The sequence below is a fragment of the Vibrio sp. 10N.222.55.C7 genome, assembly GCF_041473335.1.
In the GTDB taxonomy this organism is placed as follows: Bacteria; Pseudomonadota; Gammaproteobacteria; order Enterobacterales; family Vibrionaceae; genus Vibrio; species Vibrio crassostreae_C.
This window is the reverse complement of sequence record NZ_JBFRSC010000008.1, coordinates 213,630-225,932: the sequence shown is the minus strand read 5'-3', so window position 1 is coordinate 225,932 and position 12,303 is coordinate 213,630. Positions and strand designations below refer to the sequence as shown.

At 45.4% G+C, this 12,303-nt stretch carries 9 protein-coding genes and 2 tRNA genes; 7 read left to right on the top strand and 4 right to left on the bottom strand.

The features are described 5' to 3' along the window. A partial coding sequence (locus AB4482_RS03690) for a VCBS domain-containing protein (RefSeq protein WP_372180567.1) occupies window positions 1-1,331 on the bottom strand: 1,331 nt, incomplete at its 3' end. Between the two features lie 234 nt (window positions 1,332-1,565). Between AB4482_RS03690 and AB4482_RS03685 the strand changes: the two genes are divergently transcribed. The 5 genes from AB4482_RS03685 (at window position 1,566) to AB4482_RS03665 (ending at window position 9,113) form a co-directional block, all read left to right on the top strand. Next, on the top strand, window positions 1,566-2,030 hold the full coding sequence (locus AB4482_RS03685; protein ID WP_017064449.1) for a hypothetical protein: 465 nt from the start codon (window positions 1,566-1,568) through the stop codon (window positions 2,028-2,030). A gap of 99 nt (window positions 2,031-2,129) precedes the next feature. After that, window positions 2,130-3,572, top strand: coding sequence for a TolC family protein (locus tag AB4482_RS03680; RefSeq protein ID WP_372180571.1), 1,443 nt, complete (start codon window positions 2,130-2,132; stop codon window positions 3,570-3,572). Window positions 3,573-3,583: 11 nt separating this feature from the next. Then, window positions 3,584-5,335 carry an efflux RND transporter periplasmic adaptor subunit gene (locus AB4482_RS03675; RefSeq protein ID WP_372180566.1) on the top strand — a complete coding sequence of 584 codons (1,752 nt, stop codon included), beginning with the start codon at window positions 3,584-3,586 and terminating at the stop codon, window positions 5,333-5,335. Continuing rightward, window positions 5,332-8,475 (top strand): efflux RND transporter permease subunit, encoded by a 3,144-nt coding sequence (locus tag AB4482_RS03670; RefSeq protein ID WP_372180564.1) that lies wholly within the window; start codon window positions 5,332-5,334, stop codon window positions 8,473-8,475. The genes AB4482_RS03675 and AB4482_RS03670 overlap by 4 nt, the downstream gene beginning before the upstream one ends. Before the next feature lie 107 nt (window positions 8,476-8,582). Then, window positions 8,583-9,113 (top strand): cupredoxin family protein, encoded by a 531-nt coding sequence (locus AB4482_RS03665; protein ID WP_372112879.1) that lies wholly within the window; start codon window positions 8,583-8,585, stop codon window positions 9,111-9,113. Between the two features lie 126 nt (window positions 9,114-9,239). On the opposite strand, the gene AB4482_RS03660 is transcribed toward AB4482_RS03665, so the two are convergent. From AB4482_RS03660 to AB4482_RS03650, 3 genes are all read right to left on the bottom strand, one after another. Then, a complete protein-coding gene (locus AB4482_RS03660) occupies window positions 9,240-9,497 on the bottom strand; it encodes a hypothetical protein (protein WP_065583933.1) in 258 nt (85 codons plus the stop codon). Window positions 9,498-9,822: 325 nt separating this feature from the next. Further along, window positions 9,823-9,897, bottom strand: a tRNA-Gly gene (locus AB4482_RS03655). 38 nt (window positions 9,898-9,935) lie between these two features. Beyond that, window positions 9,936-10,010 (bottom strand) — tRNA-Gly (locus AB4482_RS03650). Window positions 10,011-10,535: 525 nt separating this feature from the next. On the opposite strand from AB4482_RS03650, the gene AB4482_RS03645 reads away from it, so the two are divergent. Continuing rightward, the gene (locus AB4482_RS03645; protein WP_004731486.1) at window positions 10,536-11,699 is read left to right on the top strand and encodes a threonine/serine exporter family protein; all 1,164 of its coding nucleotides are present in this window, start codon (window positions 10,536-10,538) and stop codon (window positions 11,697-11,699) included. A gap of 179 nt (window positions 11,700-11,878) precedes the next feature. Continuing rightward, on the top strand, window positions 11,879-12,217 hold the full coding sequence (locus AB4482_RS03640) for a zinc ribbon domain-containing protein YjdM (protein WP_004731484.1): 339 nt from the start codon (window positions 11,879-11,881) through the stop codon (window positions 12,215-12,217). The last annotated feature ends 86 nt before the right edge of the window (window positions 12,218-12,303 follow it).

Here is a 12,303-nt window from a genome sequence, read left to right as displayed (position 1 = left end):
ACGGTAATAGTGATTTGATGCGCTGTGCCATCAGCTGAGTGAACAGTGACGATGTCTGTCGCAGTTGAACCTTGGCCAAGTCTTTGAACTGCTGGGTTATTGTTGTCTAAACTGTATGTCCACGCACCGTCTTTGGTGATGCTTAGCGTACCGAAATTACTAGTCACTTGTGAGGCTTGAAAGTGGTCCTCTCCAAGATCAGAGTCCGTTACCGAAAGCTGCCCTTGAACTTGTGTCGTTAAATCTTCAGTTAACGTGCCAGCATCCACACCCGTAATTACGGCATTGTCGTCGTTTCCGCCAATCGTCATATCGATCGTTTGCGGTGTGCCATCTTTGGTGTGAATTGTGAAACTTTCATGCAGTGAAGTGGCTGCGGTTAAAGCTTGAACATTAGAGAGCGAGTTATCAACTTGATACTGCCAATGTCCATCAGCATCGATAGTTAATGAACCATATTTACCTGAGATAACTTCCGGCGTAACCGAACTTTCATTTTGGTCAGGGTCTATGACATCGATTTTGCCGTTCGCATGTAACAAGCCTTGTGAATCAATATTGTGATCTTCTGTTACCACACCTGTTAAGTCTCCAGAAATATTTGGCGTGTCTTGCTTACCTGTTACCGGTATCTGAACAATGATGCTCGAGCCGTTAGATAGATGTAACGCAAAATGATCAGTACCTGGTTGGTGCTGGTTTAACAGGATGTATTGAGGAGAATTTGGATTCAATACGAATGTGTATTGACCATTTGCATCAACATGAAGCTCTCCGTAGGTACCTTTTATGACTTCTGGCATAAAGGTGACGGGTAAAGCGGGTGTCGTCGGCGCATTTGAATGAGTCGGCTGACCGTTACTTCCTGAGGAGATAGTCGGCATCGATACCGAAGGAATGTAATGGACTTGCGGGTGAGAAAGCGTCGACAAATGATGAGAAGGAACCAAGTGAGAGCTCGAACCATGGGAGGCATGACTTGCACTTAAGGTGGAGTTTACGTCGCTGTCACTCGTCTGAGCTTCTTGGAGAGCAACCGCTGATGAGTCCGCCTTGCTATGGTCATCGGTGACATCTTTTTCGGTCACGTTATTTGCGGTTACTTGATCTGCAGCGTCGCTGGAATTGTCTATACTTTCTGCAGCAGCGTGTTTAGCCAATGATGGCAAAATCATCATGAGTGACTGAAAAAGTGGGATATTCACTTTTAGGTGTGAATGCAGTCTGAGCTTCTTTTTTTGTGTTGGTTTCTTTTGTTCTAGCTCGTTACTTTTCTTATTTTTGATTTCTGTATTTTTCTTGTTTGCTTCGACGTTTTTTTTGTTAGCCATTTTTCTCATCCGTGAATCGTGGTTGCACTATTTTAAGTAAAATACACAGATAGAGGTTTCGCTAGCTAATTGGATAATTTTTAAAGAAAAAAACTGTAAAGTCGAAGAATTATCTCGTTTTGATGAAAGAGAGGATGAATACTTTTTCAACGGTCAGGTAAATATCGGCACAATAACATTGACCTTACCCTAAGGGGAACGTTTATAGTTGCGTTGTAAATTCAAAGGTAAACTATGACAAACACATTCCGAAAAACTTGGATTATTGTTTTCAGCATCATTGCGATGTTGATGTCTAGCTATGCCTCAAGCTCCTCAGCCTTGATGACTGAAGTAATGATGATGGAAATGGGGTCGAGCAAATCGGCTTGTTACCACAGCGATACTTCGGTTAATGATTCAATGGCGGGGTGTCATGTGATGAGTGAAGAAGTACACGCTGAAGACTCTAACATGAGTGCCCATGCTTTGATGGCTCAATGCGATATGTCTTCAATGAGCGAAGACGGTAGCTCGATGATGGGTAACCATTGTTCGAGTGTCGATTGCTGTGCCTCAATGTGTTCTGCAAGTCCCTATCCAATTCAGGCTGTTCAAGCCGTTGATCAACTTTCCTTTTCATTAGCTCGTTTTCAATCGGTCACGATTGGCCAGAAAGTCGCACGCGCTCAATCTTTGCTACGCCCACCTTCCGCATAAATCTATATCTAAAAATACAGCTCTATCAGTTAGATAAATCTGATAAGCCATTCTTTTTTATGCGCTAATTAGCGTTAGATATGGACATTCATTGTGAATATGACACCAACAACCTCTGTGTTTGTCATGAACACGAGCTTAGTGGTTGCTGCTACCTTGCCTATGGCCTTGTTTTCAAGTGCTACGCTCGCGGCTACCACGGCGTCAGCTTCAAATGCTCAACACATTTCAGCACATGACCAAGCAAGCTCGACGCAGCAACTCAATACACTGATTGAGATTGCTTTAAGCGAAGATGGAAATCGCAAACAGTACTTTGCTCAGTCTCAAGCGATGCGAGAAACGGGCATTGCCAGCTCGACCTTAATGGATCCTAAATTAAAAGTTGGATTTGGCGGTTTGCCTGTCGATAGTTTTCAATTCGACGAAGACCCGATGACCAATATATCGGTAGGGTTGATGCAGCAGTTTGAGCGTGGCGATACGCTTAACCTCCAACAGAAAAAGGCAGGCCAGCAGGCTGATGCGTTAGCTTTGCAGGTGCACGCAAGAGAATTGACGGTTGCTAATAGCATGACGCAGCTTTGGCTTGAGTTGGGTTATCAGCAAAAGGCTGAGTCGGTGATTCGTCAAAATCGTCGTTTGTTGGTTGAGCTTGAAAACTATGTACAAACCAATTACTCGATTGGTAAAAGCGAAGCGCAAGATCTGCTTAATGCTCAGCTCCAAGTGAGCAAGCTTGATGAGAAACTTCAGGCAAACCAGCAGGTTCAGCGTCGTCTAATCTCTCAGCTTTCTGAATGGTTGGGTTCTGATTGGCTAGGCTCTCAGGTTCTTGATTCTCAGGGCACACTGAATGCAACTAACCAAATCGATTGGTCATTGTTGGAAAGCAAATTAGCGACCAATATCGATTCAACCAAGCACTACCAGCTACTGACTGACCATCCTTTGGTTAAGATCTCCGATGTCAGTATTTCCTCTAATCAAACTCAGGTTGAGTTAGCCGAGCAAGCTTATACCCCACAATTTGGGGTGGAAGTGATGTATGCACACCGTCAAGCCAATAACATGGCGGGTGAACCAGCTTCTGATCTGGTGAGTGCTTATCTGACAGTCGACATCCCGCTGTTTACGGGGAATCGACAAGATAAAAACTTATCGGCTGCTCAGTATCAAGTTGGTGCGGCTAAATCTCAAAAAGACACCTTACTTTCCCAAATGAACGCGCAAGTGAATGCATTGCTGGTGGACAGATCAAATCTGATCCAGCGATTAGATCGCTATCAAACGTCCTTGCTTCCTCAAACCGCAGCACGAATCAGCGCGGTTGAAAGGGGCTATCAAAACAATACCGCTCAGTTTAACGATGTCATTTTAGCAACGACCGATGAGCTGGCGCTTAAGTTAGAGCAACAACGTTTGATCACCGATCTCAACATCGTTAACAGCAAACTGGCGGCGTTAGTCAGTGGCTTTGAATACCAAGTAAACCAACCACAACTCAATTCAAGCGCAACTAAACACACAGCCAATCAATAAGGGAATAGACAATGAGTTCAGTAAAAGTAGCAACAATCGCTTTATTGGTCGGTGGTGCAATGGGTTTTGGTGTGAATCACTTTGTCGTTGGGTCAGCACATAACATGTCAGCAATGGCAACGAGTACAGGCGCCGAAGTAAGTAAACAAACCAAGGATGAGCCTTTGTATTGGGTTGCTCCGATGGACCCAAATTATCAGCGTGATAAGCCAGGTCAATCGCCAATGGGGATGGATCTTATCCCGGTGTATGCCGACGATGTGAACGGCGGAGCAAAAGATAAGCCCGGAACCGTGTTTATTGATTCGTCGGTAGAAAATAATCTGGGTGTCAAAACAGCGAAAGTTAAGTTCGAAGCGCTGTCTCCTCGGATTGAAACCGTGGGTTATGTGGCGTTCGATGAAAGTACATTGTGGCAAACCAACGTAAGAGCAGCTGGTTGGGTTGAGAAGCTCTACATCAACGCAGTGGGTGAGAAGGTAAACAAAGGTGATGTGCTTTTCACACTCTATTCTCCGGAGCTTGTTAAAGCTCAAGAAGAGTTGATCAGTGCTTATAAAACGGGTCGTAAAGGTTTGATCAAGGGCTCGACTGAACGCTTGATTACCTTGGGTGTTGATAAGACGCAAATCCGCGCTATTACGCGACAAGGCAAAGCTTCGCAAACCATTGAAATAAAAGCGCCAGCCGATGGTGTCATCGCAAGCCTGAATATCCGAGAAGGTGGTTACCTTTCACCGGCACAAGCGGTGATCAGTGCTGGCCCATTAGGCGAAGTATGGGTTGATGCTGAGGTGTTTGAGCGCCAAGCACACTGGATCTCATCAGGCAGCAATGCCGAAATGACACTGGATGCGATTCCCGGTAAGGAGTGGCAGGGCAACGTCGATTATGTCTACCCAATTCTGGACCCGAAAACTCGAACCTTGCGCGTTCGTTTGAAGTTCTCCAATCCCCATGGCGAGCTTAAGCCAAATATGTTTGCAAATATTGCGCTGAAACCCATTAGTGATGAAGCGGTTCTTACTATCCCAAGATCTTCGGTGATTCACTCCGGTGGTATGACTCGAGTGGTGATGTCAGAAGGTTCTGGCAAGTATCGCTCTGCTCGTATTGAGGTTGGTCGTGAAGCTGGCGAAAAAATAGAGGTGCTTCAAGGGCTAGAGCAAGGTGAGAGTATTGTCACTTCTGCACACTTCATGTTGGATTCTGAATCGAGCCAATCAGCTGATCTGTCACGCATCAATGGTGTTGAGGAAGAAGCGGAAACCGTATGGGCAAATGGTGAAATTTCCGATGTTATGCAAGGCTGCCGTATGGTGACGATTAACCATCAGCCTGTTCCAGAATGGGATTGGCCGGGCATGGTGATGAATTTCACCTTTGTGGAAGGCTTGGACATGAGTGACGTGCAACGTGGTAAGGCAATTGACTTTGAGATGAGAAAGACAGAGTCAGGGCAGTACGAGGTTGTGGATTACAAGGTGAACAAACACAAGATCGCTGGCGAAGTTTGGGTAACGGGTGACATCACTATGTTGATGGCAGATTTTGGCATGATCACCGTAAAACATCAGCCAGTCCCTGAGTGGAATTGGAAAGCGGGTGAAATGAATTTCCAAGCCAGTGATGACCTTGATTTATCTGAGTTTTCCGAGGGTCAAACCATTCGGTTTCTAGTGGCGAAGCAAGGTTCTGATTATGTGCTCAAATCTCTCAAATCTCTCGAACCGACGAATAGCACGGGTGAGGGCGAACTATGATCAATGCAATCATTCGCTGGTCTATTAGCAACCGCTTCTTAGTGTTGGTTGCTACTGTAGCCATCGTATTTGGCGGCTTATACAGCGTTAAAAATACACCTGTCGATGCCATTCCTGATTTGTCAGATGTTCAGGTGATCATCAAAACCAGTTATCCGGGGCAAGCCCCACAAGTGGTCGAGGATCAGGTGACCTATCCATTGACCACCGCCATGTTAGCTGTACCGGGTGCTGAAACAGTTCGTGGCTACTCGTTCTTTGGTGATTCCTATGTCTATATCATCTTCAATGACGATACCGATATGTACTGGGCGCGTTCACGAGTGTTGGAGTACTTAAGCCAAGTTGCACCTAACTTGCCATCGAGTGCCAAGCCAACACTAGGACCCGATGCAACCGGTGTGGGCTGGGTTTACAGCTACGTGTTGCAAGATAAAACAGGTCAGCACGACTTAGCGGAACTTCGTAGTTTGCAAGATTGGTTCTTGAAGTATGAATTGCAAACCGTAGAAGGCGTGTCTGAAGTGGCGACCGTTGGCGGCATGGTGAAGCAGTACCAAGTACAGATTGATCCGGCCAAGTTACGTGCTTATGACCTAACACTTCAGCAAGTCAACAAGGCAATCCAAGATGGTAACCAAGAAACCGGTGCGTCTGTTGTTGAGATTGCGGAAGCCGAGCACATGGTTCGTACGACGGGTTACCTGACAAGCATTGAAGACATTCAATCTTTGCCGCTAAAAGTGACCGACAAAGGTACTCCGCTGCTATTAGGTGACATTGCTGATATTAACCTCGGCCCGCAAATGCGTCGTGGTATCTCGGAACTCAACGGTGAGGGCGAGGCGGTTGGCGGCGTTATCGTGATGCGCTTTGGTGAAAATGCCAGTGAAGTGATCGACTCGGTTAAATCCAAACTCGCTGAACTGCAAGCTGGCTTGCCTGATGGTGTTGAGATTGTCGCGACTTATGACCGTTCGACTTTGATTGATTCAGCCGTTGAAAACCTTTGGAAGAAGCTGGCTGAAGAGTTCATCGTGGTCGCCGTGGTGTGTGCGCTGTTCTTGTTCCATATCCGCTCGTCGTTGGTTATCGCACTAAGTCTGCCTGTTGGTATCTTAGGTGCATTCATTGTGATGCATTGGCAGGGTATTAACGCCAATATTATGTCTCTTGGCGGGATCGCGATTGCGATTGGCGCCATGGTGGATGGTGCCATCGTGATGATCGAGAACGTTCATAAACACATTGAACGGACTCCGCTCACTGACAAAAACCGTTGGCAGGTGATTGGTAAGGCAGCAGAAGAAGTTGGCGCTCCGCTATTCTTCTCTCTGATTATCATTACCTTGAGTTTTGTGCCTGTGTTCGCGCTAGAAGGGCAAGAAGGCAAGATGTTCTCGCCACTTGCCTTTACCAAGACGTATGCGATGGCGGCAGCCGCTGGTTTGGCTATCACGCTTGTGCCTGTGCTAATGGGTTACTTCATTCGCGGTAACGTGCTGCCGGAACACAAAAACCCAGTAAACCGTAGCCTAGTGGCGATGTACAAACCGCTTCTGAACCTCAGCCTAAAATATCCAAAGGTGATGATTGTTATCGCACTTGGCTTAATGGCGTCTGCTTATTACCCAACCAGTAAGCTTGGTAGTGAGTTCATCCCTCCTTTGGACGAAGGGGATTTGATGTACATGCCAACCACGTATCCGGGCATCTCAATAGGTAAGGCTCGTGAGTTGTTGCAACAAACCAACAAGCTCATTAAAACCATTCCAGAAGTCGAAACCACGTGGGGCAAAATTGGTCGAGCAGAGACAGCAACCGATCCTGCACCGTTAACCATGATTGAAACCGTGATTCAGCTTAAACCGCGAGATGAGTGGCGTGACGGTGTCACTACGGAGTCTCTGCGTAAAGAGTTTGATGATCTGATTCAGTTCCCAGGTTTAACCAATGCGTGGGTTATGCCAATCAAAACTCGTATCGACATGTTAGCGACCGGTATCAAAACGCCAATCGGAATCAAAATAGCAGGGCCAGATCTGAGTGTTATAGAGGACATTGGCTCTCAGCTGGAACCTATCTTAAATGGTGTTAGCGGTACGGCTTCTGTCTACGCCGAGCGTGTTGCGGGCGGTCGTTACGTCACGATAGACATTAAACGCCGCTCTGCTGCGCGATATGGCTTGAGCATTAAAGAAGTGCAACAGGTTATCTCGACTGCGGTTGGTGGCATGAACGTGGGTGAAACCGTTGAGGGACTAGAGCGTTACCCGATCAATGTCCGTTATCCACAAAGCTATCGTGATTCTGTCGTTAAGTTACAGAACCTACCGTTAGTGACACCAAACGGTGCTCGTATCGCGCTTTCTGATGTCGCGGATATTCGATATGAAGATGGCCCTCCGATGATCAAAACAGAGAATGCGCGTCCTAATGGTTGGGTGTTCGTGGATATCGAAGGGCGTGACCTTGGTTCTTATGTGGCAGAGGCACAAAAAGTCGTTACAGATCAAATCGTCTTACCTGCGGGTTATTCACTGGTGTGGTCTGGTCAATACGAATACATGGAGCGTGCGAAGGAGCGTTTGAGTGTCGTTGTGCCAATCACAATCGCCATCATCATGCTGTTGCTCTACCTCAGCTTCCGCCGCGTCGGTGAGGTGATGATGATCATGCTGACATTGCCACTCGCAATGGTGGGTGGTTTATGGCTGATGCATGTCCTCAATTACAACTTCTCGATTGCGGTGGGTGTGGGCTTTATCGCCCTTGCCGGGGTAGCTGTTGAGATAGGCGTCATTATGTTGGTCTACCTAAACCAAGCATGGCACTACAAAAAATTGGATGCGGAGCAGAACCAGCAAGAACTTCAGAGTGAAGACTTAACGGATGCGATTCGTGAGGGTGCAGGACTGCGTGTTCGCCCAGTGATGATGACGGTGCTTACGGTGATCATTGGCCTCATTCCAATTATGTACGGCGAAGGTACGGGCTCTGAAGTGATGCAGCGAATTGCTGCGCCGATGATAGGCGGAATGGCGTCGGCATTGTTGCTTACCCTACTGGTTTTGCCTGCAATCTTTAAGCTCTGGAAACAGCGTGAGATTACGCATAGCCAAAACGAGACAAGTAAATAACGCACTGACTATAAAGCCCTTACTTGCGAGACAGGAGTAGGTAAGGGCGCACCATATGAACATGTGAAACTAACAAATAAATAACTGAATTAATCTAAGGAACGACGATGAAAAAGACACTAATTGCTATCGCTCTAACACTGACTACAGCAACCGCGTTTGCTGCAATGGACCATTCAAAAATGGATCACAGTATGATGACGAGTGGAAAGATGGACCATTCAAAGATGATGAATATGGATGGAATGATGGACATGGAAGGTATGTCAGAAGTTGGGATGCCAGCTCAAGGCGCGAAGCCCGATAAAGTGGTTCATGTGCTGCTAAGTGATGATATGAAAATCACATTTAAAAACAAGGTCGATATAGAGCCAAATGACGTAGTGCAGTTTGTTGTGATGAATACAGGCAAGATTGATCACGAATTCTCGATTGGTTCTGCCTTAGAGCAGCTAGAGCACCGTGAAATGATGAAAAACATGGGTAATCACGCTCATGACTCGGGCAGCACAGTGACAGTTAAGCCGGGCAAAGCGAAACAGATGCTTTGGCATTTCCATGGTGATAATAACGTAGAGTTCGCGTGCAATATTCCTGGTCACGCTGAAGCGGGTATGGTGAAGTCGTTAACGCTTTAGACGTTAATCAATAGCGCTTTGTTGAATTAGAAATTCAATGAGGGCTAGAAAATTAAAGATAAGTCTTAACTTATACCTAAAGCGTTTTGCTGTGAGGGATTCGCTGAGGCTTATCTTTATTTATAGTCACTGTAGCAAGATAGAAGTTTCAAGCAGATGGTGTGCTTCGCCGCTCAGATGCGGTAGCTCTGCCATGATCTTTTTAAACTTGTCATCGATTGACTCTGCTTCATTCAGCGATCGAAAAGCCAGTACAGCCTGTTCAGGCTCGCTGTTCACATAACCTTTCAATGTATCTAGCTGAATTTTATTGGCATTTTCAACTTTTGCTAGCGCGACATTAATTGCTTCGATGCTAATTGTTAACTCATTGCTTTTAAACATTTTTTATTATTTATGGGTTGTTGCTAATGCGCGCACATTAACACAATGATTTTTGCAGATATTGACCAAGATTATTAAATTGGAACAATTTTGAAAATCATTAAAAGCTGAACTGCAATGTGTGATTTGGATAGGTGTCAGAAATACGAAGCGAATTAAGGAGTTAATAGCTTTGGTTGGTCACTTAGCGTTGATTCGTCAATCTAAGCTTAAATAAAATAAGTTTAGTCAGTATAGATTTAATGATTATGGACTTAGCAAACGGCGAAAATTTTTGAATAGGGTGTCGCTGGAAGAAAGTGCGTAATGAAGCTTAAGGAGAAGTTGGAGCGTGCAGCGGGAATCGAACCCGCATCATCAGCTTGGAAGGCTGAGGTAATAGCCATTATACGATGCACGCACACTGTCTTATCAGTCAGACTGAGGCGTTAAGAGACTTGGAGCGTGCAGCGGGAATCGAACCCGCATCATCAGCTTGGAAGGCTGAGGTAATAGCCATTATACGATGCACGCACATCGTCTTAACGAGTTTGATAATGCCACATCTAACTGAAAACGAAACCTTTTTCTTTCATTTTTATTCTAAGTGCTCGCATAACCACCACTCCGCTAGTTTTTCCATCATGTTCGGCGCTTTCAGAGTGAATAAAACGTGACTAAAATCTCGTTAAAAGGAGGGCGAGAAATATTAGTAGATGTCATGCTGCTTTTTGCGATAAATCCGAGTCAATTTATAAACACGCTTTGGTGGTGCTTAGTTGTCATAAATCTCATGAAAATTAAGGAATTTGGAGTGTTAACATAAACTGATTTTTATTTGTGTTTTGGCGTCCACTAATAACAATCTGAATGCATAAATTTAACTTATCAGCCTGTCAAAACATTCAGTAAACTAATCCCAAATGAGTAGAGTTATAGGCACTTATAAGCCTTTGCAGAAAAAAGTAACGAGTTCAGTTGATAATTCACGCAAAAGTCTCGTCATTCCGTCTATCGTTTGGTACATTTGCCGCACATTTTGTCTCCCCTAAAATTCCCATGCCTTCTCAGTTCCGAATTAACAAAATTGTTGAAATTGGTGACACTCTTCACCGCAGTGGCTGTGCTCCTTACAAGCTAGAGAAATACACTCAATTCTATGCAAAAAAGCATGGTGTGGATGTGATGATCCAAGCAACGCCAACTGCGATTAACTATCAATTTCCAGACGATAACAACGCCGTTATTCTTAAGCGTCTAAAGCCTGCGTCAATTAACCTGAGTTTGTTGGCCAATACGATCATTCGTATTAACCAGCCAAGCAGTGAGCCTGTACCAGAACCTGTCGGTTACTCAAAATTTGTGACTGCACTTGCCAATATGGGTATTCCGCCTGCTTATTTGATGCTGGTGGGCAGTACGTTGGAAGCGGTGGGCTTTTCTGCGTTATTGGGTTTGATGGTGTGGGTATGTCAGCAAGTTCTTCATTCACGTCGTGCTATCGCGGTTGAGTTCATCTCGGCACTGCTAACCGGTATCTTCGTGGCGTTTCTGGCGAGCACAGGGTTGCCGATTCCGGTGTGGGCGTTGTGTATCGCCTCGATTGTCTTGTTTGTCCCCGGGTTATCCATAGCTAACGCATTAGAATGTTTGGCGTTTAATGACTTGGTTTCTGGTACCAGCTTGCTAGGGCAGAGCGCCTTAACCCTGATTAAGCTGTTTGTCGGGATTATCATGGGGCTCAACATCGGTGAAGCGATATGGGGACAAGCGGTCTCCATCGACTATACCAATGCGGTACCGATGTGGATGCACATATCTGGCTTGGTGCTGATCTCTGTTTCTATCGGTGTGATGTTCAATGCGCGACCTAAAGACATCTTACTTGGTTTACCAGTAGCGGTTCTCGGTATGTGGGGCCCGTTCTATCTAGGTTTTGATAGTGGTTGGGTTGTCGGTACTTGGGTTACGACGGTTCTTATTACTTTGTACGGGACTTGGATTGCCAAGAAGATGGAGCTCACGGGCTCTATTTATATCGTGCAAGGGATCATCATCTTGGTTCCGGGTAGCCGAGTATTAGTAAGTGCCAGCCAGTCGGTGTTTGAACAGTCGATTCTGCCTATTCCTAGTATTGGTTTGTCGGCGTTATTCATGTTCTCTGCAATCGTGGCAGGGCAAATCACCGCTTACTCGATTTACTCACCAAAAGTCGAACGTTAAGCCGTTCCGCTTTTCAAACCTTTAAACAAACACAGCTTAGCGGCTGTGTTTGTTCGTTTTAGGTGCTGCTCTTTTTTGAAGACAATTAGCTCTCCGTAAAACTTGTTAGATTTATGCTCGCTAAGCCTGACAAGAGCCATTAAAATGGAACAAATTCTATTTAAATTAAGTATTAACGTATGTCTCTACCTCCTTGCCCGCAATGCCAATCTGAATATGTTTACCCAGACCAAAACAACCTAATCTGCCCTGAGTGCGCCTACGAATGGAACCCAGAAGAAGAGCGTTTAGAAAGAGAAGCCGCGCGTGTTAAGGACGTGAATGGCGTTGTATTGGAAAGTGGCGATAAAGTTACCTTCATTAAAGATCTAAAAATTAAAGGCAGTTCTAGCGTATTGAAAATTGGTACTAAAGCTGTGATTCGACGCATCAATGAAGGCAAAGATCACCAACTAGATTGCAAGCTGGATGGTGGCGGTGAAATGCTGGTTACGGCGAAGTACGTTAAGAAGCAGTAACCATTGTTTCAAATAATTGTCGTAAATCTTCAATAAGTTTAAGTCGCTTCTCGACATACTTATTCGCATATTAAAACGCAATAATT

What these genes read in the sequence shown, in the direction of transcription:
- AB4482_RS03685 (WP_017064449.1), top strand. Translation starts at nt 1,566, where the DNA reads ATGACAAACACATTCCGAAAAACTTGGATTATTGTTTTCAGCATCATT.
- AB4482_RS03680 (WP_372180571.1), top strand. Translation starts at nt 2,130, where the DNA reads ATGACACCAACAACCTCTGTGTTTGTCATGAACACGAGCTTAGTGGTT.
- AB4482_RS03675 (WP_372180566.1), top strand. Translation starts at nt 3,584, where the DNA reads ATGAGTTCAGTAAAAGTAGCAACAATCGCTTTATTGGTCGGTGGTGCA.
- AB4482_RS03670 (WP_372180564.1), top strand. Translation starts at nt 5,332, where the DNA reads ATGATCAATGCAATCATTCGCTGGTCTATTAGCAACCGCTTCTTAGTG.
- AB4482_RS03665 (WP_372112879.1), top strand. Translation starts at nt 8,583, where the DNA reads ATGAAAAAGACACTAATTGCTATCGCTCTAACACTGACTACAGCAACC.
- AB4482_RS03660 (WP_065583933.1), bottom strand. Translation starts at nt 9,497, where the DNA reads ATGTTTAAAAGCAATGAGTTAACAATTAGCATCGAAGCAATTAATGTC.
- AB4482_RS03645 (WP_004731486.1), top strand. Translation starts at nt 10,536, where the DNA reads ATGCCTTCTCAGTTCCGAATTAACAAAATTGTTGAAATTGGTGACACT.
- AB4482_RS03640 (WP_004731484.1), top strand. Translation starts at nt 11,879, where the DNA reads ATGTCTCTACCTCCTTGCCCGCAATGCCAATCTGAATATGTTTACCCA.